General features: G+C 68.9%; 23 protein-coding genes and 1 pseudogene. 14 read left to right on the plus strand and 10 right to left on the minus strand.

The annotated features are described in order from the left end of the window. The first annotated feature begins 46 nt into the window (after positions 1-46). From QHF89_RS05255 to QHF89_RS05265, 3 genes are all read left to right on the plus strand, one after another. Positions 47-898 carry a penicillin-insensitive murein endopeptidase gene (locus QHF89_RS05255; protein ID WP_136967208.1) on the plus strand — a complete coding sequence of 284 codons (852 nt, stop codon included), beginning with the start codon at positions 47-49 and terminating at the stop codon, positions 896-898. Beyond that, positions 895-1,809 (plus strand): DNA-methyltransferase, encoded by a 915-nt coding sequence (locus tag QHF89_RS05260; RefSeq protein WP_136967207.1) that lies wholly within the window; start codon positions 895-897, stop codon positions 1,807-1,809. The genes QHF89_RS05255 and QHF89_RS05260 overlap by 4 nt, the downstream gene beginning before the upstream one ends. Positions 1,810-1,963: 154 nt before the next feature. Then, positions 1,964-2,533: a hypothetical protein gene (locus QHF89_RS05265; protein ID WP_136928493.1), complete on the plus strand. Its 570-nt coding sequence runs from the start codon at positions 1,964-1,966 to the stop codon at positions 2,531-2,533. Here QHF89_RS05265 and QHF89_RS50120 read toward each other — a convergent pair. Continuing rightward, positions 2,530-3,996 carry an RCC1 domain-containing protein gene (locus QHF89_RS50120; protein ID WP_425440837.1) on the minus strand — a complete coding sequence of 489 codons (1,467 nt, stop codon included), beginning with the start codon at positions 3,994-3,996 and terminating at the stop codon, positions 2,530-2,532. The two genes, QHF89_RS05265 and QHF89_RS50120, sit on opposite strands and share 4 nt — an antisense overlap. A gap of 1 nt (position 3,997) precedes the next feature. Beyond that, positions 3,998-4,975: a tetratricopeptide repeat protein gene (locus tag QHF89_RS05270; RefSeq protein WP_284720089.1), complete on the minus strand. Its 978-nt coding sequence runs from the start codon at positions 4,973-4,975 to the stop codon at positions 3,998-4,000. Positions 4,976-5,145: 170 nt separating this feature from the next. Between QHF89_RS05270 and QHF89_RS05275 the strand changes: the two genes are divergently transcribed. After that, positions 5,146-6,852, plus strand: a complete 1,707-nt coding sequence (locus QHF89_RS05275; RefSeq protein WP_136967205.1) for a L,D-transpeptidase — start codon at positions 5,146-5,148, stop codon at positions 6,850-6,852. 7 nt (positions 6,853-6,859) lie between these two features. Here the strand turns inward: QHF89_RS05275 and QHF89_RS05280 are convergent, their stop codons facing one another. After that, complete coding sequence (locus QHF89_RS05280) at positions 6,860-7,351, minus strand: SRPBCC family protein (protein WP_136967204.1); 492 nt, start codon at positions 7,349-7,351, stop codon at positions 6,860-6,862. A gap of 136 nt (positions 7,352-7,487) precedes the next feature. Next, a complete protein-coding gene (locus QHF89_RS05285) occupies positions 7,488-8,084 on the minus strand; it encodes a molybdopterin-dependent oxidoreductase (protein ID WP_284720090.1) in 597 nt (198 codons plus the stop codon). A gap of 98 nt (positions 8,085-8,182) precedes the next feature. On the opposite strand from QHF89_RS05285, the gene QHF89_RS05290 reads away from it, so the two are divergent. After that, positions 8,183-8,428 (plus strand): hypothetical protein, encoded by a 246-nt coding sequence (locus QHF89_RS05290; RefSeq protein WP_284720091.1) that lies wholly within the window; start codon positions 8,183-8,185, stop codon positions 8,426-8,428. 81 nt (positions 8,429-8,509) lie between these two features. Here the strand turns inward: QHF89_RS05290 and QHF89_RS50125 are convergent. Continuing rightward, positions 8,510-8,677: pseudogene (locus tag QHF89_RS50125) on the minus strand (hypothetical protein); the annotation flags it as partial. Beyond that, positions 8,674-9,093 carry a molybdopterin-dependent oxidoreductase gene (locus QHF89_RS05295; RefSeq protein WP_284720092.1) on the minus strand — a complete coding sequence of 140 codons (420 nt, stop codon included), beginning with the start codon at positions 9,091-9,093 and terminating at the stop codon, positions 8,674-8,676. The gene QHF89_RS05295 and the pseudogene QHF89_RS50125, both read right to left, overlap by 4 nt. 134 nt (positions 9,094-9,227) lie before the next feature. Between QHF89_RS05295 and QHF89_RS05300 the strand changes: the two genes are divergently transcribed. From QHF89_RS05300 to QHF89_RS05310, 3 genes are read left to right on the plus strand one after another with little or no spacing between them, the layout of a single operon-like run. Then, positions 9,228-9,806 (plus strand): RNA polymerase sigma factor, encoded by a 579-nt coding sequence (locus QHF89_RS05300; protein ID WP_170228973.1) that lies wholly within the window; start codon positions 9,228-9,230, stop codon positions 9,804-9,806. 27 nt (positions 9,807-9,833) lie between these two features. Next, a complete protein-coding gene (locus tag QHF89_RS05305) occupies positions 9,834-10,412 on the plus strand; it encodes a hypothetical protein (protein WP_136967200.1) in 579 nt (192 codons plus the stop codon). Between the two features lies 1 nt (position 10,413). Continuing rightward, on the plus strand, positions 10,414-11,799 hold the full coding sequence (locus QHF89_RS05310) for a DUF8173 domain-containing protein (RefSeq protein WP_136967199.1): 1,386 nt from the start codon (positions 10,414-10,416) through the stop codon (positions 11,797-11,799). Positions 11,800-11,871: 72 nt separating this feature from the next. Here the strand turns inward: QHF89_RS05310 and QHF89_RS05315 are convergent, their stop codons facing one another. Continuing rightward, entirely contained in the window at positions 11,872-15,267 is a 3,396-nt protein-coding gene (locus QHF89_RS05315) for an AgmX/PglI C-terminal domain-containing protein (RefSeq protein ID WP_136967198.1), read from the minus strand. 134 nt (positions 15,268-15,401) lie between these two features. On the opposite strand from QHF89_RS05315, the gene QHF89_RS05320 reads away from it, so the two are divergent. Genes QHF89_RS05320 through QHF89_RS05330 form a run of 3 tightly spaced genes read left to right on the plus strand, consistent with a single transcriptional unit; the run spans position 15,402 to position 19,084 of the window. Beyond that, positions 15,402-16,715 (plus strand): serine/threonine-protein kinase, encoded by a 1,314-nt coding sequence (locus QHF89_RS05320; protein WP_136967197.1) that lies wholly within the window; start codon positions 15,402-15,404, stop codon positions 16,713-16,715. Continuing rightward, positions 16,712-18,184, plus strand: a complete 1,473-nt coding sequence (locus QHF89_RS05325; protein ID WP_170228974.1) for a sigma 54-interacting transcriptional regulator — start codon at positions 16,712-16,714, stop codon at positions 18,182-18,184. Before QHF89_RS05320 ends, QHF89_RS05325 begins: the two co-directional genes overlap by 4 nt. A 36-nt stretch (positions 18,185-18,220) precedes the next feature. Next, positions 18,221-19,084, plus strand: coding sequence for an SDR family oxidoreductase (locus tag QHF89_RS05330; RefSeq protein WP_136967196.1), 864 nt, complete (start codon positions 18,221-18,223; stop codon positions 19,082-19,084). Here the strand turns inward: QHF89_RS05330 and QHF89_RS05335 are convergent. Together QHF89_RS05335 and QHF89_RS05340 are read right to left on the minus strand one after the other, a co-directional pair. Continuing rightward, complete coding sequence (locus QHF89_RS05335) at positions 19,078-20,313, minus strand: citrate synthase (protein WP_136967195.1); 1,236 nt, start codon at positions 20,311-20,313, stop codon at positions 19,078-19,080. The two genes, QHF89_RS05330 and QHF89_RS05335, sit on opposite strands and share 7 nt — an antisense overlap. Positions 20,314-20,513: 200 nt before the next feature. Then, complete coding sequence (locus tag QHF89_RS05340) at positions 20,514-21,080, minus strand: RNA polymerase sigma factor (RefSeq protein ID WP_136967194.1); 567 nt, start codon at positions 21,078-21,080, stop codon at positions 20,514-20,516. 311 nt (positions 21,081-21,391) lie between these two features. On the opposite strand from QHF89_RS05340, the gene QHF89_RS05345 reads away from it, so the two are divergent. Further along, positions 21,392-21,793, plus strand: coding sequence for an alpha-helical endospore appendage domain-containing protein (locus QHF89_RS05345; RefSeq protein ID WP_284720093.1), 402 nt, complete (start codon positions 21,392-21,394; stop codon positions 21,791-21,793). 78 nt (positions 21,794-21,871) lie between these two features. Beyond that, complete coding sequence (locus QHF89_RS05350) at positions 21,872-22,186, plus strand: hypothetical protein (RefSeq protein WP_136967193.1); 315 nt, start codon at positions 21,872-21,874, stop codon at positions 22,184-22,186. Here QHF89_RS05350 and QHF89_RS05355 read toward each other — a convergent pair. After that, on the minus strand, positions 22,180-23,289 hold the full coding sequence (locus QHF89_RS05355) for a hypothetical protein (RefSeq protein WP_136967192.1): 1,110 nt from the start codon (positions 23,287-23,289) through the stop codon (positions 22,180-22,182). The two genes, QHF89_RS05350 and QHF89_RS05355, sit on opposite strands and share 7 nt — an antisense overlap. 205 nt (positions 23,290-23,494) lie before the next feature. On the opposite strand from QHF89_RS05355, the gene QHF89_RS05360 reads away from it, so the two are divergent. Continuing rightward, entirely contained in the window at positions 23,495-23,962 is a 468-nt protein-coding gene (locus tag QHF89_RS05360) for a hypothetical protein (RefSeq protein WP_136928511.1), read from the plus strand. The last annotated feature ends 1 nt before the right edge of the window (position 23,963 follow it).

The raw sequence follows: 23,963 nt of genomic DNA on the forward strand, positions 1-23,963 counted from the left end.
TCCATGCGCGCCGCGCCTCGGCGTAGCCTCGCCTCGTCCACTCGTCATGCGTCCTCGCGCTTCCCTCCTCGTGCTTTGTGCCGCGCTCGTGCTCCTGCTCGTCGGGTGCATGGGCACGCCGACGCCGCTCGCGCCAGGTTTGTCGGGGTCCGTGGGTTTGCCCCACGCGGGCGTGCTCACGGGCGCGACCGCGCTGCCCGAGCGTGGCGCCGGGTATCGGCTGCTGCGCAACACGAGCGCTCGGTACGGCACGCCGCGCCTCGTCGAGACGGTCAAGCGCGCCGCCCGCGAGGTCGCCGCCTTCCGCGCCGGCGCGCCGCTGCTCGTCGGGGATCTCTCGAACCGCCAGGGCGGCTTCCGCAACGGCCATCGCTCGCATCGCACGGGCCGCGACGTCGACTTGCTGCTCTACTGCACGACGCCCGACGGCCGCTCCATCCCGAGCCCTGGGTTCGTCCGGTTCGGGGCGGACGGCCTCGCGGAGACCGAGGACAAGCGCCTGCCGTTCGTCCGGTTCGACACCGAGCGCAACTGGCAGCTCGTGAAGGCGCTCGTCAGCTCGCCCGAGGCCGACGTCGAGTGGCTCTTCCTCGCGCGCTGGCTCGAAGCGCTGCTCATCGAGCATGCGCGGGCGCGGGGCGAGGATCCAGAGATCGTCTGGCGCGCGGAGAACGTCTTGCTCCAGCCGAAGGACAGCGCGCCGCACGACGATCACATCCACCTCCGCGTGGCGTGCGCGCCGGCCGAGGCCGTCGCGGGCTGCGAGGGCCGCGGACCTGCGTGGCCGTGGCTGCCGGCGCCGCTCGCGCTCGAGCCGTGGAGCGACGCAGAGGCGCTCGCGGCGCTCCTCGACGATCTCCTCCCGGGCAAGCCCGAGGCGGCGACCGGGACGCGATGAACCTCCTCGCGCACGGCGACGCGGCCGACGTCTGCGCCGCGCTCGCGCCGGACGTCTCCTTCGACCTCGTCTACCTCGATCCTCCGTACGGCGTGGGCACGTCGATGACGGCGCGTACGGCGCTCGGACAAACCCGGGGCAAGAAACAAGCGTCGGGGGGCCCGGTGGCGTACGAGGATCGTTACGATCCGGAGAGCCTCGTGGCGATGCTCCTGCCGCGGCTCGAGGTGATCCGCGGCAGGATGAGCCGGGGCGCCACGATCTACGTGCACCTCGATCATCGCACCGTGCACGAGGTGAAGGTCGCTTGTGATCGCCTCTTCGGCCGGGGCGCGTTCCTCGGCGAGGTCATCTGGACGCCTGGCAACGGCAGCCGCGGCGCGCGTGGGTTCACGGTCACGCACCAGACGCTCTTGCTCTACGTCCGGGATCCACGGGAGCGCCGGGAGGTCGTCTACAACGCGAGTGACCCGATCCTGCGGGAGCCGTACGCGGCGACGAGCCTGGAGATGCACTTCCGGCATCGGGACGAGGCGGGCCGCCTGTACCGCGAGCGTGTGGTGAATGGCCGGGCGTACCGGTACTACGCGGACGAGGGGCGGCGGCTCGGCAGTGTCTGGACCGACGTGCCGGCGATGGTGGCGAATACGCCGCTGCGCGTCGAAGGGACGGGGTACCCGACGCAGAAGCCGGAGCGGCTCTTGGAGCGCATCGTCCGGGCGTCGAGCCGGGAGGGCGCGACGGTGGCGGACCTCATGTGTGGAAGCGGGACCACACTTGTAGCGGCGGCGAAGCTGGGTCGACGGTTCGTGGGTGGTGACGTGAGTCACCTGGCGGTCGACCTTTCTGCGAGACGCCTCACTTCAGAAAAGATTCCGTTTGTCCGCGCGGGCGATGTATCGTTCGCCTGAAAAAAGTTGTGGACGATCGGCCCTCTCAACACACGCAGATTTTGGTGACCGAGCATCCTCACACTACTGGAGGGTGTTGGGTTGACCACACGCGTGATGACGGGGGGGACGGGGGGCTGACGTCGGGGCAGCTTTGAACTGAGGAGAAAGAGCCATGGATTTCGGAAAGAGCTTGCTCCGGGCGCTCCCTTGCGTTGCGGCGCTGGCCGGGCTGACGGGGTGCGGGGTGTCCCCGGGGGATACGTGGATCTATCGGGTTTCGTTCGGGGAGACGGATTCGAACAGCGGGTGCTGGTATCCGGAGACGGACCCGCCGCCGAACAAGGAGAACGATAGCTCGACGCTCCGCGGCACGGGCACGTGGATCGTCTATGCCAGCATCGAGGACAAGATTTACCTCGATACGGGCGCCATTACGCTGGAAGGCGCCGAGTCGGATGAAGGGTTCACGTTCTCCGGCAAGGTGGTCGACGTGGACTTCGACATGGCGGATGGGACCGGATCCAAGCGCACCACGACCGTCACGTCGACGATCAACATCATCACGGATGGGAACGCGATCTCCGGCGAGGCCGTCCAGAAGACCTCGTACGCGTGCTCGGGCTCGACCTGCGGGGACAAGATCCCGAGCTGCACCGAGACAAGCCCGTTCGTCGGCACCTACATCGAGGATGTCGAGCTCAAATACGACATTAGCGGCGGCAGCGCTGCGCCGTCTCCCTAAGGCCAAACAACCGGTGTAGGCGTCAACTTGCTCATCGCGGTGTCATCACCGATCTGACCAAACGTGTTGTCGCCCCAGCATCGAACCCGCCCCCCCGCCAACAACGCACACGACGACGTCGTCGCCAACCCAAGCATCGTTGCCCCCTGCAGACCGATAGCCACTGGCTTTGAGGCATTCGTCTTTGTGCCATTGCCGAGCTGTCCAGTCGCATTCGATCCCCACAGGTAGGCCGTGCCCGCCGCTGTGGCTCCGGTGAAGTTGTAGGCCAGCGCGATAGAATCGGCTCCGGTTACATCGACGGATACTGGCGCTGATGCGTTCAGAAACCCGCCAGTACCAAGCTGACCTACGACATTCAGTCCCCAGCAATAGAGGCCGAGCGGGTTCCTTGCACAGGAGAATTCTCCTCCGCACTGAACTTCGAGGACACCTGCCAAGTTCGAGACGTTGACCGGCGTAGAGCTGTCCGTTGTCGATCCGTTCCCGAGTTGTCCTTGGAAGTTACGCCCCCAGCACTGGACACTTCCGTCTTTCTTGAGAGCACAGGAATGGTTGGCTCCAGCGCAAACCTGCGCGTAACCGGTGCCCACCTGAACCGGCGTAGACAGGTACCCGCCTTGGCTGGTACCGACCTGCCCGTAGTTATTCGAGCCCCAGCAGCGCACACTGCCAACGACATCGACCATGCAGGTATGGCCGTCGCCTACGGATATTTGAGCGATATTCGAGACGCTGGCAACGAGCGTCGGGCTCGCATTACCGTCCCCCCAGCACGCCACGGTACCGTTTGCCAGAACCGCGCAGGTCCTCGCAAGGTAGCTACCTCCTGACGTCCCCCCGCCATCCACCTGCTTCGCCGTCCCCGGCGCAGGCAAGCTCACCTTCGTCGGCTTCAACTGCGTCTGCAGATTTCCTGCACCCAGCTCCCCTTTTTCACCCCGTCCCCAACAATAAACCTCCCCCTCCTTCAGCACCGCACAATGGTGCTGATACCCCCCCGCCACACTGACCGGATCATTACAACTCCCCACCTTGCAAAACGCCGCACACGCATTCCCACACGCGCCACAATGCGCCTTCGTCGTCCCCAGGTCCGTCTCGCACCCTGGCGCTGCCGTGCAATCCCCCCACCCCGCGGCGCACGTAGACACGCACGATCCCATCTCGCAGGCCGCCACCTGGTTCAATCCTGCTTGACAGTCCCCCGCATCCATGCATTCCGGCGGCGCCCCGCCGACCCCTCCACTCCCACCGGCGCCCCCGCTCCCGCCGACCCCTCCACTCCCGCCGGCGCCCCCGCCTCCATCTCCGCCGATCCCTCCGGCCCCGCCGCCGCCTCCTCCCGCATCCGGCTCCCAGATCGTCGCCTCCTCCCAGCCGATGATCTGCTTGCACCCGTACCCGCTCACCACCACCAGGGCCACCACGCCCGGCATCCACGTCGTCACGCGCGTTCGCATCTCAGAACTCCATCCCGGCGCTCACACCCAAGCTCCCTCGACCCACGATCGGCGAGATCCACGCGCGCTCTGCCGGCGCCTCGGGCTCGTTCCCGCCCACCACGAACAGCACGATCCCCGTCGCGAGCATCCCCCCGCCGATCCCCAACAACACCGTCGACACATCCGCGGAAAACCCCGCCTCATTCCGCAACGTGTACCCCTCCTGCGTGCACCGCGTCGGATCCCCCGCGTCGCACTTCTCCTTCGACGCCGCGTTCTTCTGCAACGCGGCCGCCCCGAACCCCGCGCCCACCCCGATCCCCACGACCCCCGCGATCCCCGTCGCGAGCCCCGCCTTCCGCAGCAGCGACCACCGCGACTTCGGCGCCGCCACCACGTCCTTCCCCGCCGCCGGCGCGACCGCCGCGAGCTCCGGGATCACCACCTCCACCGTCGCCGGACCTTCCGGCACCACCTTCTCCTCGTGAAACCCCGCCCTCCCCGGCGCCCGCGCCTCCACCACGTGGCTCCCCGGATCCACCGGCAGCGCCGTCCCGAACACCGCCGGCCCGAGCACCTTGCCGTCCAGCAACACCTCGAGCCCCGTGACGCTCGACGACGCCGTGATCTGGATCCGCGACAACCGCTGCTCCAGCGCCCGCCGCCGCTCCTCCGCCACGGTCTCCCTCGACTTGTCCCCACGCTCCCGCGCCAGCCGCGCAGCCTCCCCGAAGTGACCATACGCGCTCGCCGTTTTTCCCTGCCGCTCGTGACAATCGCCCAGGTTGAGCCGCGTCCCGACCGAGGGATCGTATCGATCGCTCTCCGCGAACTTCAGGCACGCCTCCGGCAGCCGGTTCTGGTCGAGCAGCGCCCTCCCCTCGTCGAAGAGCTTGTCCGCGACGGCCTTGTCCGCGGCGGAGGGTTGTCCGGACACATGCGCGGCCCCGAGGAGGATGGCCGTGAAAAACGAAAGCCCCGTCGACTTCCTGAACATTGATTCTCCGCTCGCGACCGAGAGCGCCGGGCAGGACCCTCGTCGCCCGACCAACGTTCAGGCTACCCCGGCCGGGTCGACAAGGGAAGGAGCCGTACTTTCCGGCCCGGATCCAGGCAGGATCGATCGATCTTTGCCTCCCTTGAAACACGCACGGTACCCTTCGAACCATGAAGCTCGAAGGCCGTGCCCTTCCGCTCGTCCTCTTCCTGGCGTCCGCGTGCGCGCCCTCACCCGAGGCGCGATACGACGGAGGCTCCCAGCGCCCCAGGCAAGAGCGCGTCGTCCCGCCCACGGACTTCGAGATCGAGCAGTGGAAAGAAGACATCAAGCTCCGCGAGTGGCAGGAGTGGAACCAGCGCAAGAAGGACGGGAACTCGCCCTTCCACAAGACCGAGGCCGAACCGCCGCCCGGCGAAACGCCCGCGTTCCAGTTCGCCTCCGCCAAGAGCGAGCCCACCTCCGCGCCCAAAGCCATGCAGACGGAGCCGCCGCGTATCGCGGCCCTCGCCGATCAGGCATACATCTACAAACGCCCCGCGCCCGAGGGCCTGCCGCTCGGATACGTGCGCATGGGCACGAGCGTCACGCTCCTTTCGAACGAGCCCGTCGAGGGGAAAAACTGCCCCCGCGGTTATTACAAAGTCGCCCCCCGCGGCTACATCTGCCTCGATCCCCGCAAGACCACGCTCGATCTGAACGACCCGTATTACCGCGCCCTCGCCGAGCTCGCGCCCCGCGAGGACGCCGTCATGCCGTATCGTTATGCCTTCTCGAACGGCGCGCCCATGTACAGCCGCGTCCCGACGAAGGCCGAGCAGGAGAAAGCCGAACGGAGCTTCGGCGCGCCGGGCACGTTCGTGCAGCTCGCCGAGTGGTCGCGTGGCCACGAGGAGCTCATCAGCGCCGACGAGCGCGACCGCATCCGCCCGACCGACCCGGTCTTCGCCATCTTCACGAACGGCCAGCGCTCCGTCTCCGGCAATGGCGCCTATGATCCTGCGAAACTCGTCTGGCGCGTCATCCCGAACGGCTCGATGCTCGCGTACGCGCGGGCCTTCGAGGCCGAAGGCCGCACCTGGCTCGTCACGCCCGACCTCATGCTCGTCCCCGCCGACCGCATGCGCCCCTTCCGCCGCACCGCCTTCCACGGCGTGCGCCTCGGCAGCGACGTCCGCCTCCCGCTCGCCTGGAACCGCAAGCAGGAGCCCATCCCGCGGTATACCCGCGGTGAAAACGGAAAAATGGTCACAGCCGGACAAACCCTCCCGCCGAAAGGGTACGTCCAGGTCAGCGAGCGCGTCGTCGTCGGCAAGAAAGCGTACCTCGCCCTCCGGAACGAGCCCGGCGCGTTCGTCCTCGCGGACCACGTCACGGTCACGCGGACCGCGAAAAAGCTCCCGCGTTCGGTCAAACCCGGTGAAAAGTGGATCGAGGTCAAGATCAACCCCGGCACGCTCACGGCCTACGAGGGCGACAAACCCATCTACGCGACGATGTTCTCCCCTGGCAAGGGCGGCGCCCCCATCCCCGGCTACGACCCGTACGTCCATTCGATGACGAAGACCGGCGTCTTCCCGATCGAGTGGAAGGACCGCGTCGCCGTCATGTCACCGGACAAGGAATGGCCACCGAAGATGCTCTGGATCTCGGAGGTCCCGAACATCCAGTACCTCCGCGCCCCGCTCGCGATGCACGTCGCCTACTGGCACGAAGATTTCGGCAACCCGAAGAGCGCCGAGTGCGTGAACGTCTCCCCCGAAGACGGCCATTTCCTTTTTCAATGGACCGAGCCCGCCCTGCCTGAGGGCTGGGGCGGCGTCCGGCCCGGCGATGGCAATGGCAAGGCCACGCCGGTCGTGATCACCGCCCTGTAGCCAACGCCTACGGATGGTGCTCGGCGAAGCGCTGGAGTTTCTCCGCCGAGCGCCGGAACATCTGCGAAAACACCGCCCGCGCTGCCCCATGCACGGGCATCATCACGAGCGCCGGCGTGTAGAACACGTGCCAGACGAGCCGCGTCCGCCGGCCGCCGTCGAGCGGCTCGAAGCGCAGATCCTCCAGCATTTGCTTCACGATCGGCAGCGTGATCCCGTCGATCGAGAACGTGAGCCGCTGCCCGCGATCCCAGGCAAGAAAACGCTCCTTCACGGTCAGCGTCTTCAGCTCGATCTCGCGCGTCGTGCCCACCGCGTGCGGCTCCTGGCTCGTCCACCGGCAGGCGACGAAGTCCTGAAACCACGCCTCTTGCCGCTCGCCGGTGGCGAACAGATCGAAGACACGCTCGGGCGTGGCGTCGATCGTCACGACGTTCGCGATGCGTTGCGGGGCGCTGTCGACGTACGAAAGATCCGAAGGGGTCGTGCGGAACCACATGCGGCGTATTCCGCCTCGATTTTCCCCGCGACGCAAGCCCTGCGATTGCTCTAACCGAGCGGCTCCACCGCCACCGCGCACCGCTTGAGCGCCGGCTCCATGCTCAGCGGGTCTGTCGCGGACGTCGTCACCTCGTTCACCGACGCGCCCGCCTCCTGCGGCCAGCGCTGCGGCCCCTCCGCGCGCAGCCTCTCGTAATCGACGCCGGTCTGATCGTTCGGCCGGCCCGCGTCATCATGGCCATTTCCCGGAAAATCGCGCCGGCCGAGGAAAAATCGAACGCCGCGCCGAAGCCCATGGCCTGCGCCACGTCCTGCACCCATTCCCAGTCCGGCCGCGCGTCCCCCGGCGGCTCCACCACCCGTTCGAGCAGCGAAATGGTCCGGTCGCTGTTCGTGAACGTCCCCTCCTGCTCCAGGTTCAGCGCGCCCGGCAGCACCACGTGGGCAAACCGCGTCGTCTCCGTGGGATAATACGCGTCCTGCACGATCACGAGCTCCGCCCGCTCGAGCCCCCGCCGCACCACGGGCAGGTTCGGCATGCTCGCCGCCGGGTTTGTCCCGATGATCCAAAGCGCGCGAATCTCGCCCCGCTCCATCGCGTCGAACATCGCGACCGCGTCATGCCCCGGCTTCTCGCCGATCGCCCCCGGCGGCAGGCCCCACAGCGCCTCCACCTCGGCCCGATGCGCCTCGTCGAGGACCCGCCGCTGCCCGGGCAGACCGTGGCTCATGTAGCCCATGTCCCGGCCGCCCATCGCATGGTTGTCCCGTCAAACTAAATGGTCCCGCGCCCGGCTTGCCGATCCGGCCCGTCGTGAGGTGCAGGTTGATGATCGCGTTCGTCGAGAAGGTCCCGAGCGTCGTCTGGTTGACGCCCATCGTCCAGAACGTGATGAGCCGCTCGGTGCGCGCGATGATCTCGGCCGACGCGCGGAGTTCCTCCTCGGTGATTCCGCAGATCGCAGCGACGCGCGCCGGATCGTATTCGCGGAGCATCGGCAAAAGCTCGTCCCAGCCCTCCGTATGCGCCGCGACGAACGCCTCGTCGATGACGCCCATCTCCAGGCAGAGATGAAGTCACCCATGGAGGAGCGCGATGCCCGGGCCGGACCGCGAGGTGCATCGTCCCTTGCGCGGCCGTCTTCGTTCGGCGCGGATCGACCACGATCGCGCGTGCGCCCGAGGTCTTCATCCGCCGGAGGACCCGGTCGAACGCGACGGGATGGCAATCGGCCGCGTTCGATCCAATGAACACGAACGCGTCGGCCTCCTCGATGTCCGCGAACGTCAGCGGCGGACCGTCCGCGCCGAGCGAGAGCGTCATCCCGCCGCGGCGCTCGCCATGCAGAGGCGGCTGTTCGAATCGACGTGGTTCGTCCGGAGGAACCCTTTGCCGAGTTTGTTGGCGAGGTACTGCGCCTCGGTCGTGAGCTGCCCCGAGAGGTAAAGCGCGACTGCGGAGGGGCCATGCTCTGCGAGAATACGCACGAGCCGTGTGGAGATCTCGCGCACCGCCTCCTCGCGCGAGATGGGGACGAGCGCGCCGTCCGCGCCGCGGAGGAGGGCTCGACCGAGACGCGACGGCGCGGCGAGGGCGCCTTTCAAGCAAAGGCGACCGAGGTTCGCCGGATGCTCGGGGTCCCCGACGAGCTTCAGGATCCGTTTGCCATCGGTCGTCGCCAAGAGTCCGCAGCCCACACCGCAATACGGGCAGACGGTCTTGCGCTGTTCAGTGACCACGCACGAGGATCCTTCGACCGCCCGCGGAGCGCAAGAGGGGGGCGAGTTTCGGGCGCCGGCCAGAAAAAGATCGGGGGCTCGAAATTTCTTCCCCCGCTCCGCCGAACAGGGCGGCGAGGATGCAGCCCGCACCCATGACGCCCAACGTCCCCGGCCCGAAGGCGCCGCCCCAAACGGCGACCGTCTCACCGGAGGAGACTGCTTCGCTACGACAAATCGTCGTGGCCGTGGTGGCGTGTGTCCTCGGCGAGCGCCGGAACCACCCGGACGTCGAGGATTGTACGCACGAGGCGCTCTCCCGCGCCATCGAGGGCCGAAGCCGCTTGCGTGACGGAGAGCCGCTCCGTCCGTGGGTGATCGGCATCGCGCGGCACGTGGCGCTCGACGCGCTGCGGAGCCGCAAGCGCACGCGGCGCGTCGAGGCGCGGATGGAGACCGCGTCTGCGTCCGAGGACACCACGACAACGTGGCTCGACTGGGTGCCGGACCCCTCGCCGGGTCCGGAGGAGCGCACGGCGAGCGCGGAACGGGCGACCCGCCTCGAGCGGGCGCTCGGCTCGCTCCCCGAGGAGCAGCGGCGCGCGCTCGTGATGTTCCACGTCGAGGGGCTTGGATACCAGGATATTTGCAAGCGCCTCGGGGTCCCGCTCGGGACCGTGGCGACGTGGCTCGCGCGCGGCCGGCGGCTGCTCGCGGAGACGGTCGGCGAATGATTCCGTGAGACGAGATGAGGAACGACGATGGACGACCACGACAAACTCCCGCCGGATCTGGCCTGGCAACACGACGGACACGTGACGGAGTTCGTGCTCTCGAGTATCGCCGACGGAGAAGCGGGGATCGTCCCAGCGGATGCCCTCTCTCATCTCGACGGTTGTGACCATTGTGCGCAGCGCCTCGGCGCGGAAGCGCTGCTTTCGGCGCACGCGGGCGAATTGCTCGCGGAGCTCACGGAGCCCTCGTTCGCGCCGGTGAAGGTTCTCGTGAAGGAGCCCGCGGCCGCGGTGGCGAAGGCGCCTGCATCCGTGCGGGGCCTCGCGACGCTGCCGAAGCGCGCGGTGTTCGGCGCGCTGCTCCTGGCGGCGCTCGGCGCGCTGCCGGCGATTCTGGATCAAATCGCCCGGGTCCCGAGCTTGGTCGGGACGATCGGGCGGGCCGTGCTCATGCTCGCGCGGAGCGCGGAGGTCGTCTCGAAGAGTGACATGTTCCCGACGCTCGCGTTCGCGGCGTCGGCGGTACTCATGATTTCGGGCCTCGTCGTATCGCGAATCTCGCGTCCGGGGTCCTCGAACGATTTGGCGCAAGAAGGAGGCGTGTGAAATGGCTGGTCGAAGGCTTTCTGGGCTCGCGTTCTTGCTTTCTGCATTGACGACCGCGGCGCCCTCGCTGGCGGCGGTCGAGAAGCAAGGCGAATGGCCGGCGGACGAGAAGAAGATCAGCCTCGACGTCGAGCGCGTGTCGCAGGAGGACGCGATCAAGCGCCTCGCCGAGGCCGCGGGCTGGAGCGTCGTGATCCACGCCCCGTCGACGGAGCCCGCCTCCCTGCACGTCAAGGACCAGCCCGCCGACAAGGTCCTCGCGCTCTTGCTCGAAGGCGGCCAGTACGTCGCCCGCCGCGACGGCACGTTGATTTCGATTTCCCGCGCCCCCGCGGCGCCGAGCGCCGAAGCGCTCCCCGCGGCACCGCCGGTGCCCCCGGTGCCGCCCGTTCCTGCGGTGCCCCCGGTGCCGCCCGTGCCGCCTGTCCCGCCAAACGATTCGGCGGACGAACAGGACGAACAGAACGAACAGGCCGCCCCCGCCGCCGAGCCTCGCGCCGGCACGGCACAACATCGGAGGGGCGAGGGCAAGGATCGCGAGGTGGTGGGGCAGAGCCTCGTCATTGGGAAGGACGAGGTTGTCAAGGACGTCCATTTGGTCGGCGGAAGCCTCACGATTCGCGGGGTCGTCACGGGCAGCGTGGAGGTCGCCGGCGGGACGGTGACGATCGAGCAGGGCGCGCACGTGATGGGCGACGCGCAGGTGATGGGCGGCTCGATTCACGTGAAGAAGGGCGCGCGCCTCGACGGCAACGCGAAAATCGTGGGCGGGAAGCTCCATCGTGAGGAGGGGTCGATCATCGGGGGCGACGTCTCGACGCGTATCGAGGACGAGCACGACGAGGAGCCGACGAACGCACAGCGCTTCATGCGTAATTTCAGCGAATCGATGACGAGCGGGGCGCTGCTCTTCGCGCTCGGCGCGGTCTTGATTGCGCTCTTCACGAAGCGCGCGGAGTCGCTCAAGGTGGAGATCGCGGCCCGGCCGATGCGTTCGTTCGCGCTCGGCATCGTGGGTTCGCTCGGCGCGATTGCGCTGCTCGTGGCGCTCTGCATCACGCTGGTGGGCATTCCGGTCGCAGTGGTGGGACTCCTTGCGGGGGTCTTCGGCCTCTTCGCGGCGATGTGCTCGGTGCTGGAGGTCGTGGGCCGCGCGCTCATCGGGCACAAGACGAAGAACGAATATGCGCACCTCGCTCTGGGTTGCACGCTCTTCGTGCTGACCGGCCCGCTGCCGGTGATCGGCGAGATCGTGCGGGTGGTCGTGGTGCTCGTGGCGATCGGCAGCCTCGTGGCGACGCGGGCCGCGGGCCTGATCCCCATGAAGAAGGGCGCCAAGCCGACGATGGACGATTCGCATCCGTATCGGAGCGCCGAGGTCGTCTGATTCGACTCCCTTCCTGACGAAAAAGGCCGCGCTCCCTCGGGAGACGCGGCCTTTTTCTGTTTCAGCGATCGATCACGAATCGACCGAAATCACCGCCGCCGTCCGCGCGCCCTTCCCGCCTCGGACTTCGAACGTCCGGGTCGTGCCGTCCAGACGAACCACGAGCTCTCCCTTCGCGGCAGGCAGGCCCCCGGTCACGAGGACGCGGTACGTCCCGCTCGACGCGGACGCTGCGATCGAGGACGCGCTCGATCGACCCGTCCCCGGCACGATCGGCGTCATGACGCGGCCCGCGGGATCAATCAAGACGACCCGAGGACAACCCTCCACGCCCTCGGCGCACGTGAGCTTCGCCGAGATTCGTTCGCCCCAGGAAAACCCATCCGCGTAGGCCAGCGTCTCGCCCTTTTCGAGCGCTGTCCGCAAGGACACGAGGCGCTCGCTCGGGTCTTTCTGGGCCGCGAGGGCCGCGAGCACGGCCTCTCGCTCGCCAAGCACGCGGGCGCGGCAGCGGAGCGCATCGTAGGTGGCACCCAGGTCGCGCGGGAGCAGCTCGGCGTACGAGCGGAAATGCGCGCAGGCACGGCGCTCGTCGCCGGCCGCTTCGAAGGCCCGGGCCGTGCGCCAGTGGGCCTTCGCATTCGACGGGTCGAGCTCGGACTGGGTATCGAGCGCGACGAGCGCGGTGTCGTCCTCGGCGAGCGCCGCCGCGGCCTCGGCATAAAGCTCGTGTGCGCGAGCGCGGTCGGGGTCGAGCTCGACGTATTTCGAGGCCTCGCGGAGCGCCTCTTCGAATCGACCCCGCACGAACAGGCCCGTAACCCACGCCTCGCGCGCCCGGCGGCTCTCAGGCGCCTCCATGGAAGCCTTCGCGAGTGTTTCGAGCGTCTCCTTCCCGGCGCTGCGCCAGGCCTCGTCCCCTTTGCCGATCCAGGACGCAACGCCCCAATCGTGGGATCGGCTGAAGACCGGCGCGGTGGACGAACTCCCATTGCCGTTCGAAAACATGATCGGATAGGTCACGGTCACGACGCCGCCCTCCGGCTCGGGGAACGAGAGGCCCCGAAAGCCGCTGAGCACGCAGCTCACGACCTCCGCATTCGGGAGATCACTGCCACCATTGCCCACGTTCACGACCGAGCCATTGCGGCCAATGACGAACCGGGCGACGACGCGGCCCGTGAGGTTCGGGCTCGACTTGAGGCCCTGCTCGTAGCAGAAGCGGAATCGACCGAAGTTCTGCCGCACGATGCGCTGGATGACCGCGGGCGGCAAGCGGCCGCTCACGGTCGTCGCGCCCATCCGGAGGGTCGGCGCTGCGCGCAGTTGGCCCGCGCGGCTCCCCATGCCGATGCCGTCGCGGAAGGATCCGAGCCTCCCATGTCCCGCGCCAAACCCTTGCCCTGTCCCGCCCCCGCCCTCGCCGACGCCGGACAAACCGAGGCCACCGGTGCCAAACGAATCGCCGATCGGGTCGGGCGACGTCCCTCCGAGGCCCCCGTGGCCCGTCTCGACCTCGGAGGTGAGGCCGGATTTGCCTTGCGTGCGGGGAATGCCGAATGCGGCGAACATGCGGTCGTTCTCCAGGACGAGCAGTGACGTCAGGCGGCTCTGCACGTGGTATTGCTTGGAGAGCGCGATGGTCTCCTTGGCCGCGTCGTCGTCCGCGCGCCGGCCGAGCTCGCTGATGCGCTCCGTGGCCCAGCGCCGCGCGACGACCTTTCGATCGGCGCCCGGCGCCGCGGTGAAGGACAGCGCTCGGGCCTCCAGGTTGTGCATGCCGTCGAATTCGCCCGAGAGCTCCACGGTGGCGCTCTCCGCCGAGGGAGCCCCGGCCAGACGGCCCACGAGGACGATTTCCTCCCCGGCGCGCAACGCCGGGAGCTTGCGCGGGAACACGTCGACGAATCCCGCCGGCAACGTGAGGCGCGCATTCGTGAGGAGCGGGGCGTCGAGGCTCTTCGCGAGCACGAGCGCGCGCTGCGCGAGGGAGCCGTTGCCGGCCGCGAGCCGCTCGTACGAGGCCGAGAGCTCCTCGGCGAGCCCGCCGAGGACGAGCTCGTCAATGGAGGGCCCCGCGCCCATGAAGCGAAGCTCGGCCTGTTTGTCCGAAAGGACCGGCCGGACCCGCGCGGCGATCGAATCCACCTTGAGCTCGCCCGCGGAGGGCGCGCCGTCGCCGAGGTAAACGACCTGCCCGCGGCGCTGCGTCTCGATCCGCGAAATCGCGGAGACGAGGGCCTCGGCGAGATCCGAGGCGCCCTGCGGCGCGCGCTCGTGCAAGAATCGTCCGGCCTCGGCGAGAGACGCGTCACTCCTCGCGGAGAGGCCACGCTCGGGGTAGGAGACGCAAGCGCTGTCGCAAAGGAGGACGGCGAACCGCTCGTCTTCGCGCAATCGGCGGATCATGGTCTCGGCGACCGTGACCTCGGCGGCGAGGCCCTCCCGCGTGACGCCGTGACTCGCGTCGAGGACGATCACCTTTTCGCGGCGCGGCTCGAGCGCCGTCGCCTCGGGCGCCGTGGGGATCGGGACGCGTACCGAGAAAAACCCACGACCGTCGCCGCTGCCCTCGACCGCGACGGGCAGGATCTCGGCCTGCGGGCGCGGGAATTCGAGGACGAAGTCCGCATTGGGGACAAACGATTCGGCCTGAAAATCGGCTTCGAGGTGGCCCGCCTCGGTGCGGAGCGACGCCGCATGCCCGAGGACCTTCGCGTCGGCCGCCCCGCCGCCCGCGTCCTCGACCGTGACGTGCACGCGGAACGAATCCATCCGCACCGCGCGATCCTCGCCGAGCGAAAGCGGATACGTGTACCGCGCCACGCCCTTCGTCACGGGCAGGACCTCGTCATACGCGAGGATCACCTTGCGGCTGCCACGCGCCGGCATCGGGAAAATCTTCAGGGAGAAGGAGCTGTTCTGCGTCCATTCGAGCAGCGCCGGGTCGCGCGGGCGCACCGTGTCGTCGACGATGCCCTGGAAAATGCGGGCCGCACGCTGGCGCTCGACCATCTCGCCCTCGACGAGGTCTTCGCCCACCCATAACGCGAGCCGCGACAGGCTCGCGTCGGGCGGCAGCGGAAAGACATACCGGCCTTCGAGGACCGTGGGCGTGTCGTTCGCGAGCTCCTCCTCGATCTCGGTGCGGGCGAATCCGTCACGAATCGTCACGCGCACGGAATGCGCCCGCAAGCGCACGCCGGGGACGACGGTGTTCGTGCCCGGGAGGCGCCCCGTGATCGTGCCAAAGCCGCGCGGGGCGGCGAGGTCCGTGGGCCTCGTCTCCTCCTCGATGAATTCCTCCTCGCGGATCCCGGACGCCGTTTCGAGAATGGCGGGGGCGCCGCGGGTGGCGGCAGGAGGGGCCTTTTCGCCGTCGACCTCGTCGGGCGCGACGAGGCATCCGGAGAGGGCCGCGAAGAGCACGAGGGTGTGGGCCGCGACGAGAGGACGAAGACGACGCATGACGACCTTCCTCGGGCCGGATCACGCCTGCAGAGCGGCCCTGTGTGCCGGATGTGGACGCCGCAGAAGGCGGAAGGTTCCCGGATCCTGCGCGAAGGTGTCCGCCGCGGGCCGTTCTCGGCTACCCTCCGCCCGTGCCCGCGCCGTTCGTGCCCGAGCTCTTCGGCGACTTCCTCCTCGTGCAGCTCCTCGCGCGGCGGGCGATGTCGGACGTGCTCGTCGCCGTCCGGCTCGGCGACCGGAGCGGCCAGACGTTCGTGCTGAAACGGCCTGTGCTGGGCGAACGCGCCTCGGGCCGCGCCGCGCAGGCCATCCAGCGCGAGGGCGAGGTGCTCGCGGAGGTGCGCGCCTCGGCGCTGCCCGCGCTCGCGGCGCACGGCGAGCTCGCGGGCCTGCCGTACGTGGCTATCGAGCACGTGCGCGGCGCGCCGCTCGACGAGCTCGCCTCCGGCGCGGAGCCGATGCCGGAGGGCGCGGTGCGCGCGGCGGCGCTCGACGTGGCGCGGGCGCTCGCTGCCCTGCACGCGAAGGGCTGGGTGCACGGCGACCTCGCCGCCTCGAACGTGATGATCGACGAGACCGGCGAGGCAAAGCTCGTCGACCTCGGCCTCGCGCGGCGCGCGGGCGAGGCGCGCCCCGAGGTCGCGGGGACGCCGGGGTATCTGGCCCCGGAGGCGGCGCTGCCCGGCGAGGCGAGCGCCACGAGCGACGTCTACGGATGGGCCGTCGTGGTGGCCGAGTGCGCGCTCGGGAGGCGCATCTTCCCCGAGGACGACCTCGCGTCGGCCGGAGCGCGCGGAGAGCCGCCGCGGGAGCTCGCCACGTGGGAGGCGCGCGTGCCGGGGCTCCTGGCGGCGCTCGCGCGGGACGCCTCGCGCAGGCCCACGAGCGCGTCGATCGTGCAGGGCCTCGAAGCGCTCGCGCTCGATCGGGAGGCGCTCGCCGCGCGCGTGGCGGCGCATCGCGCGCGCGCCCCCGAGGATCGAACGTCGCTCGTCCGGCTGCCGGCGGCCGAAGCGCGAGGTTCGTCCGAGAAGATCCTGCCGCCTGCGCTGCCCATGCCTGCGGCCGAACCTGCGCCCCGCCCTGCGCCGCCCCCGCGACGCTCCTCCGGCGTGTATCTGGCCGTGGCGCTCGGCGCGGTGCTGCTCTTCGCGATGGGGCAATGCTCGGCGCGCCTCCCGCCGCGCAACCCGCGCGGCTCCATCTCGGTCGCCGGAGTCGTGCCGCCGCGCGCGCACGTCGAGGTCGACGGCGAGAAGGTGGCCTTGCCCGCAGACGGAAGGCTGGAGCTCAGGAGCGGGGAGCACACGGTCGCGGTCGTGCTACCGAAGGGCACGCGGCGCGAGTACACGTTCCGCGTGCGCCCGAACGAACACGTGGTGCTCGTGGCCCCGAAGAAGGGCGCGACCAAGGACGACGAGGAGGCGGAGGTGCGCGAGCCATGAGCGACGGCGAGAGCAGGACGAGGTTGCTCGGCAGCGCCCCGAGCGGTTCGGGAGGGCGGCGCCCCGTGACCGAGGTCATCGACGCGACGAGCGGCCCCTCGGTGCGCCGAATCCGCAAGTTGCGCGTGGTCGTGGTCGACGCGCCCGACGGGCGCGATCAGGGCGCGGCGCACGTCTTCGCGCAGGACGAGGTGCGCGTGGGAAGCAGCCTTGACGTCGACGTGACCTTGCGCGACCCGGCCGTCTCGCGCGAACACCTCGCCGTGCGCCTCGGGCCCCACGGCTTCTCGCTCACGGATTTCGGCTCGACGAACGGCACGTTCGTGGGCGACCTGCGCATCGAGCGCGTGGCCATCACGGACGACACGCTCGTGCGCCTCGGCAACAGCGTGCTGCGCCTCGAACCCCTCGCCGAGACGGTGGAGCAGGAGATCAGCCCGCGCGCGCGTTTCGGCCGCATGCTCGGCGCGAGCCCCGCGATGCGCGAGATGTTCGCGCTCCTCGAGCGTGTCGCCGCGAGTGACCTCACGGTGCTGCTCGAAGGCGAGACGGGCACGGGCAAGGAGCTCGCGGCCGAGGGGCTGCACGAGGCGAGCGGGCGCGCGGGCGCGTTCGTCGCGGTCAACTGCGGGGCGATCCCGCGGGAGCTCCTGGAGAGCGAGCTCTTCGGGCACGAAAAGGGCGCGTTCACGGGCGCGGTGCGCGAGCGGCCGGGCGCGTTCTTGGCGGCGGACCGAGGGACGATCTTCCTCGACGAGGTCGGCGAGCTGCCGCTCGACATGCAGGCGAAGCTGCTCCGCGCGCTCGAGCGGCGCGAGGTCAAGGCCGTGGGCTCCGATCGCTCACGTTCGGTCGACGTGCGCATTGTGGCGGCGACGAACCGATCGCTCGCGCGTGAGGTGCAGGCGGGTCGGTTCCGGCAGGATCTCTACTATCGCCTCGCGGTGGTGATCGTGCGGGTGCCGCCGCTCCGGACGCGGATCGAAGACCTCCGGCTGCTCGTGGATCACATCCAGGACGAGCTCGCGCGGCGGCGCGCGGCGTCGGGGCTACCGCCGTGCGCGCGGCTCGACGAGACGGCGATCGCGATGCTCTACCGCTACGATTTCCCAGGCAACGTGCGGGAGCTGCGCAACATCGTGGAGCGCTGGGCCGTGCTCGGCGCCTTCGCCGCGCCGGGCGAGCCGGCCGTGAGCCCGCGGGCCGAGGAGCGAAAGGCCGAGGCCCCGCCGAATCTCGAGGCGCCGAAGGAGACGGCACACGCGAGCGGGGTCGAGGCGAATCTCCTGAAGTTGCCCTACCACGAGGCGAAGGACGCCTGGGTCGAGCGCTTCGAGCGGGCCTACGTGGAGGCGATCCTCGCGCAGTCCGGCGGCAACGTGTCGCGGGCGGCGCGCGAGGCGGGCGTCGATCGGCGGCATCTACAGCGATTGATGGCGAGGTTCGGGATCCGCGCGACGAGCGAGTGAGACGCGCGGTATCCTCCGGGCCCTGGGGGGGTGTCCATGAGTCCACCGCGTGTTCTCCTCGCCGGCGCGACCGGCGCCGTCGGCTCCGAGGTCCTGCGATTGCTCCGCGAGCGTGGCCATTTCGTGCGCACGTTCTCCCGCAGCGCGAAAAACGCCGAAACGATCCGCCCGCTCGCGAGCGAGGTCGTCCTCGGGGACGCGACGCGCGCGGATTCGCTCGGCGAGGCCCTCGCGGGGATCGACGTCGTCGTGTCTTGCCTCGGCGCGAACGTCGCGCTGGGGACGGCCGAGCGGCGCTCCTTTCGCGACGTGGACCTCGTCGCCCACGAAAACCTCCTCGCCGCGGCGCGGCGCGCCTCGGCGACGCGTTTCGTGTACCTCTCGGCCCACCCCGGCCCTGGATACGATCACACGCGGTACATCCGCGCCCACCTCGACACCGAGGACATGCTCCGCGCGTCGGGCCTCTCGTGCACGTTCGTCCGGCCAACCGGTATTTATTCGGCCCTCGGCGATCTGATCGACATGGCCCGTTGGGGCGTCGGCTCCGTCGCGGGAGACGGGACGGCCAAGGCAAACCCGGTGCATCCGGTCTGCGTCGCCGAGGCGATGGCGTCCGTGACCGAGGATGGTCCCGAAATCGTCACCGTAGGGGGCCCGGAGATCCTGACCCGCGAGGAGATCATGCGGCTCGCGTTCGAGGTCGTGGGAAAACGACCTCGCATCCTGCACGTGCCGCCGGGCGTGTTCCGGTTCTGGAGCACCATGCTCCGGCTGCCGCACCCGCGCCTCTCTGATATGCTGGAGTTCGTCGCGGCCGTCACGACCTCGGATTCGGTGGCCGAAGCGCGGGGGACGCGCGCGCTGCGGCCGTGGTTCGAGGCGCGCGCGCGTCAGTAACGATTCTCGGCTTCGAGGACGTGCGCGACGAGCCCGGCCACGCGGCCGACCGTCAGAATCGCAGCCGGCGCGCCCACGGGCAATCCGAGCGCCGCGGCGAGGGCGACGAGCCCCACTTCGAGGCCGGGCTCCCCGAACATGCGGGCGGATTCGACGAGGGCGATGGCGCCCTGGACCCGTCGATCTGCGGGCGCAAACGAGGACGCAGCGTCGAGCAGAATCGCCGCGCGAGGGTCCGCCCCGGCGAGACGCCCGAAGCCGGGAATCGATTTTCCATGGTCGAGGCGCTCGGCCACGAATTCCCTGACCTTCGTGGTCGTCTCGAGGGACTCGATCCAATCCGCGAGCTCGGCGCATACCCCGGCGTGCTCGCCCCCCGAAAGCGCCTCCACGCCCGCGAGCACGCAGGCCGCGAGGCTGCCGCCCGCATGCGCGGCGGCGCGCGCGGCGAGCGCGGGCGGCTCGACCGCGTGATCGGCGGCGAGCGAGAGCGCTCGATCGAGCAGCGCCACGCGCCTCGAAGCACTGGAATCCACTTCGGATGGAAGCCACGCAATGGCGAGGCTCTCGGCGAGGGACGGGGCGCGGGCGGCCGCGAGGGCGCGCGTGGCCCCGCGGCAGGTGGCGGGCAATGCGGCGACGAGCCGGAGCAACGCGCGCGCCTCGACGCGGTTCGCTTGCGGGTGTGTGGTGGGCTTGCCGTGCCGGTGCAGTGACCAGAAGAGGAGGCCGAGGCGCACCACGTCGAGGGGCGCCGAAGGCAAGGAGAGGAGCGCGAGCGCGTCGCATGTCCGGCGCAGAATGGAAAGGACGTCGCGCCAATCTTCGTCGGATGCGGGCCACGCCGAGCCGCGCACCTCGTTCGAGGGGAGCCTCCCGGTCCAGAGGAGCTCGGCCACGGCCTCGAACGAAATGCCCTCGCGCACGAGCTCGGCGACGGCGTACCCTCGATATCGTGGCCCTTCGGGTGACATTTGCGTGATGAACGTCCGGGACGAGCTACGCTCCACATCGGAATCGGGCGCGGACCTGCCGGCGTGCGCCTCGCTCCGCGCTTTCAATCGCTCGACGTCCTCGCGCAGGTAATACCGACCGCGCCCCCCGGGGCACGGGACGCTGCGCAAAAGGCCTCGGCTCACGTACGTATAAAGCGTCGATCGCTTGACGGAAAGAAACATCACAGCCTCGTTCGCCGTGAGGTATCCAGGACCCGGCGTGGTCGTCGTCATGCGTCCCCCGATTCTACAAGGAAAGAAGGTTCGACCAACGTATCACCAAGCCGAGGCGTGTTGCGCGCCGGATTCGAGGTAAAATGGGACCGAGAATGTCATATCCGGCCCGGGCCGTAGAAAGCGCATCCGGCCCGGGCCGTAGAAAACTCATCCAGCCCGGGCCGTATGCATCAACGGGTGGAAAGTCGGCTTTCCACTCAGCGCGTGATTCCGCAGATCCTCGCCTCGTCGACGTGCGTCGAGAGCTCGTTGCGTAAACGCGTTCGCGCGTCCTGGATACGTTTTCGTACGGTCTCGGGCGAGAGCGAGAGCTCGCCGGCGATGTCCTCGTAAGGCTCTTCCTCGACGAGGCGGAGCTTCGCGGTTTCGGCGAGCGCGGGCGGCAAGCCGTCGATGGCTCTCCTTACGAGCACGTTGAGCTCGCGCCGCATCTGCTCGGCCTCGGGGGACTCCACGTGCGCCGATTCGAGCCCTCCTTCCACCGTCAGCCGCTCGATCGCCCTCCTTTTGATCGCGCGCTCCCGGTGGATGTCGACGCAAGCGTTCCGCGCGAGCCGGGTGAGCCAGGCGCGTACATTCGATATCTCGCCGCTGCTGCGCGCGAACTCCTCCATCGCGAGCACGGCAACCGTGCCGAGCGCGTCGCGCGCGGCCTCGGGATCCCTTCCCGTCCAGCGAAAGCAGAGCTTCCGGAGCTGCGGCTCGGATTGCGACCAAGCCTCTTGAAAAGCGGCACGCGTGAAGCTCTGGTTCTCCCCCCCCATGAGCAACCTCCATTCGACGCGACGCGCCAGTCGAGCGCGCGCTGGCAAGTCAATATTGCCGATGATTCGACGAAGCAGCGACCTCGTCAATATCGATTTGCCAATCGACACGAGAGTCGTCGAGGCCGCGCGTTCGCGTCCGTCCGCGTCGGATGCCGATAGCGGCCGAGGAAAACGACGCGCCGGCGTCGATTCTCTGCTCACGAAAACGACGCCTCGTTCGTCATTGCTAGTGACCGCGGCGATGAATGAAACGGTTCATAGGGAGCCGGACGCCGCGGGTCATTGCATACACGAAAAGGACGAATACCATGAGCCAGGTCAGCCTTCCCGATTTCACCGAGCCCGACCACCCGGTCACCCCGGAAACCGGTGCTGCACTCATCCTCACCTCGGTCGCCATGGAGGAGATGGGTCTCGCGCACATCCTCAACGCCGAGGGTGAGAAGATCCAGTGGATCCTCGGCACGCTCGGGGAGGGTTGCACCTCGCCGACGGGAACTGTCGATGTGGACGACGTCCTCGCCATCAACGAGTCGGTCCGGGACACGCTCGAGGCGGTCGTCGCCAAGAACCTCATCCTTTACCTGAAGGCCGGGAGGGTGCTCCGCTTCCTCGAGGGTGACGCGGAGACGGGCGGCTACGCAAACGGCGGGAAGCCCGCCCCCGCCCCGGCCCCGGCCCCGGCCCCGGTGCCCCCGCAGCAGCCGTGAACGAGCCGACGGCGCGCGCCGCGGCAACCCAGGAGGGGGGCCGCGGCGCGCGCCATCACCTCGGAAAGGGAGGGCGCGATGACCGGGGAGGCACACGACTGGTTCAAAGAGATCACCGCCTTCCGATGCGAGTGGATCCAGCAGCGCCTGGATTCGGTCGACCGCATCATCGAGCTCGAATATACGGTGGTCGCGCACATCTCGGAGAAATGGCCAAACCAGGCCACGAGGGCGGGTCGCTTGGCCATGCAGGTCCTCGTGACGGCGTCGACGTACCGGTCGATGCTCGAGCTCTGGCGGGAGAACCTCGAATCGCTCCTCGAGCCCGAAAACTTTCGCTGGAAGACGGACCCGCCGCCGTCCGGATGGCCGTACCAGCAACTCGATCAATGATCGACTTCGTACCAGCCTCCCTCGGCGCCCGTCGCGCCGCTCTTCGATTCGAGCCCCTGCACGAAGAGTTTTCCGTTCTCCAGAAGGACAGGGTTCCGATACACGATGCTGTTGTCGCGCGCATTCAGGAGCGCCGGGCGCGTCTTGCCGGTCGCAAGGTCGAACAGGAAGAGCCCGTCCCGCCCGATGTACGCGACGTCGTCGCCGTTCCGGGCGCCACCCTGGTCGTATTCGTGGATCGCGTTGTACGTGCTGTTGAGCTCGTACCCCGAGGCGGCGATGTCCGCCTCGATGTCCCGGTTTTTCCGGGTATCGTTCGTGTAGAAAAACGGGCCCGTGGCCGAGAGGTAAAACACGCCCTTCGAATCCCATTGCGCGGCCATGGCCTGGGTCTCGTTTTCGAGCCACGTAGCCTTCTTCGCGGCGATGTCGAGGCTCCAGACGCGGCCGCTCTCGATGAGGATCGCGGTATTGCCCTCGACGCCGAAATCCCAGAATTCGCCAACGCTCATGCCCGCCTCTTCCAGGCTGAAGAGCGACTCGGGCTGCACTGCGCCCACGGTCCAGCGCAAAAGCATGTTCGTCGCGCCGCTCTCCACGATGTACACCTGATTGCCGTCCGGCGCATAAGCATACCAGCGAATCCCCCCGCCCGGCGAAGGCATGCCGAGCGTGCCGCGGACCTTTTCGGGCTGGTTGATGTCGTACGCATTGTACGCGAGGCCCCCGCCGCCCTGGCTGGCCGTGACGACGATCGAATCGCTTGCGCGCCAGTTCCATGCGTTCGAGTTCCCGACCCCGAACGTGTAATCGATGCGCGCGCCGGAGACCGTGTCGAGGCTGTGCAGCGAGGCGTCGGTGGTGGGGAACGTGAGCCAGAACAGACGATTGCCCACGGCGGCGGCCTCGGTGGCGCTCTTGCCCATGGCCTCCGTGCGGTTCCTTTCGAGTTCCGCCTGCAGGGACTCGTATTCCTCGATGTTGTGCTGGACGAGCGCGTCGCCCGTGAGCTCGTCGCCGCCGCCGAAGATGCCGCAGCCGCCGAGGCCCAACACGAGGAGGCCGACGAGCCCTGTTCGTCCGAGCCTGGAGCATCGTTGCATGGGATCCGTCCTTTCTCCGCCAGCGTACCCGATCCGCCCCGGTGCGCGCGATGCGCCGCAGCGGGCGCGCGATTCCGCAGGTGCGGCGTCGGCTCCGCAGGCCGGGATCCCGCCAAAACAGCGAAATCAAAGGCACGCGCGCCTGGCACGCCGCGTGCTCTTCCTCTGCTCGAACCACGGCAATCGCCCGTAAAGGAGCCCCGCCATGTCGACCCTTCGTACCTTCGTCCGCCCCCTCGCGCTCGCCCTCGCTTTCGCCTTCGCCGCTGCCCCGCTCGCCGCCTCCGCCGAGGAGAAGGGCAAGGCGCCGAAGGTCGAGAAGGTCGATAAGAAGAAGCACGGCAAGGGTGAGTTCCCCATCGATGCGGCCCGCTTCGACGAGAAGGTCGAGGCGAAGATCAAGCACGCGCGTGAGCAAATGGAGTCGCTCCTCGCCGCGCATCCGCTGCCGGAGTCGATGAAGGCGCAGATTCGCAAGGACTTCGAGGCCGGCGCCGCCGCCATCCGCGCCGCCGCGAAGGAAGCCGGCAAGGACGGCAAGGTGACGCGCGACGAGGCGAAGGACGTGAAGAAGCTCGCGAAGGACCTGAAGAAGACCGCGCAGGAGAAGTACGGCAAGGAGGCGCGGCGCGACGGGAAGAAGCACGAGAAGCGCGAGAGGCGCGCGAGCTAGG

The sequence above is a fragment of the Polyangium sorediatum genome (assembly GCF_029946465.1).
In the GTDB taxonomy this organism is placed as follows: Bacteria; Myxococcota_A; Polyangia; order Polyangiales; family Polyangiaceae; genus Polyangium; species Polyangium fumosum.

What these genes read in the sequence shown, in the direction of transcription:
- QHF89_RS05255 (WP_136967208.1), top strand. Translation starts at nt 47, where the DNA reads ATGCGTCCTCGCGCTTCCCTCCTCGTGCTTTGTGCCGCGCTCGTGCTC.
- QHF89_RS05260 (WP_136967207.1), top strand. Translation starts at nt 895, where the DNA reads ATGAACCTCCTCGCGCACGGCGACGCGGCCGACGTCTGCGCCGCGCTC.
- QHF89_RS05265 (WP_136928493.1), top strand. Translation starts at nt 1,964, where the DNA reads ATGGATTTCGGAAAGAGCTTGCTCCGGGCGCTCCCTTGCGTTGCGGCG.
- QHF89_RS50120 (WP_425440837.1), bottom strand. Translation starts at nt 3,996, where the DNA reads ATGCGAACGCGCGTGACGACGTGGATGCCGGGCGTGGTGGCCCTGGTG.
- QHF89_RS05270 (WP_284720089.1), bottom strand. Translation starts at nt 4,975, where the DNA reads ATGTTCAGGAAGTCGACGGGGCTTTCGTTTTTCACGGCCATCCTCCTC.
- QHF89_RS05275 (WP_136967205.1), top strand. Translation starts at nt 5,146, where the DNA reads ATGAAGCTCGAAGGCCGTGCCCTTCCGCTCGTCCTCTTCCTGGCGTCC.
- QHF89_RS05280 (WP_136967204.1), bottom strand. Translation starts at nt 7,351, where the DNA reads ATGTGGTTCCGCACGACCCCTTCGGATCTTTCGTACGTCGACAGCGCC.
- QHF89_RS05285 (WP_284720090.1), bottom strand. Translation starts at nt 8,084, where the DNA reads ATGAGCCACGGTCTGCCCGGGCAGCGGCGGGTCCTCGACGAGGCGCAT.
- QHF89_RS05290 (WP_284720091.1), top strand. Translation starts at nt 8,183, where the DNA reads ATGATCGCGTTCGTCGAGAAGGTCCCGAGCGTCGTCTGGTTGACGCCC.
- QHF89_RS05300 (WP_170228973.1), top strand. Translation starts at nt 9,228, where the DNA reads ATGACGCCCAACGTCCCCGGCCCGAAGGCGCCGCCCCAAACGGCGACC.
- QHF89_RS05305 (WP_136967200.1), top strand. Translation starts at nt 9,834, where the DNA reads ATGGACGACCACGACAAACTCCCGCCGGATCTGGCCTGGCAACACGAC.
- QHF89_RS05310 (WP_136967199.1), top strand. Translation starts at nt 10,414, where the DNA reads ATGGCTGGTCGAAGGCTTTCTGGGCTCGCGTTCTTGCTTTCTGCATTG.
- QHF89_RS05315 (WP_136967198.1), bottom strand. Translation starts at nt 15,267, where the DNA reads ATGCGTCGTCTTCGTCCTCTCGTCGCGGCCCACACCCTCGTGCTCTTC.
- QHF89_RS05325 (WP_170228974.1), top strand. Translation starts at nt 16,712, where the DNA reads ATGAGCGACGGCGAGAGCAGGACGAGGTTGCTCGGCAGCGCCCCGAGC.
- QHF89_RS05330 (WP_136967196.1), top strand. Translation starts at nt 18,221, where the DNA reads ATGAGTCCACCGCGTGTTCTCCTCGCCGGCGCGACCGGCGCCGTCGGC.
- QHF89_RS05335 (WP_136967195.1), bottom strand. Translation starts at nt 20,313, where the DNA reads ATGACGACGACCACGCCGGGTCCTGGATACCTCACGGCGAACGAGGCT.
- QHF89_RS05340 (WP_136967194.1), bottom strand. Translation starts at nt 21,080, where the DNA reads ATGGGGGGGGAGAACCAGAGCTTCACGCGTGCCGCTTTTCAAGAGGCT.
- QHF89_RS05345 (WP_284720093.1), top strand. Translation starts at nt 21,392, where the DNA reads ATGAGCCAGGTCAGCCTTCCCGATTTCACCGAGCCCGACCACCCGGTC.
- QHF89_RS05350 (WP_136967193.1), top strand. Translation starts at nt 21,872, where the DNA reads ATGACCGGGGAGGCACACGACTGGTTCAAAGAGATCACCGCCTTCCGA.
- QHF89_RS05355 (WP_136967192.1), bottom strand. Translation starts at nt 23,289, where the DNA reads ATGCAACGATGCTCCAGGCTCGGACGAACAGGGCTCGTCGGCCTCCTC.
- QHF89_RS05360 (WP_136928511.1), top strand. Translation starts at nt 23,495, where the DNA reads ATGTCGACCCTTCGTACCTTCGTCCGCCCCCTCGCGCTCGCCCTCGCT.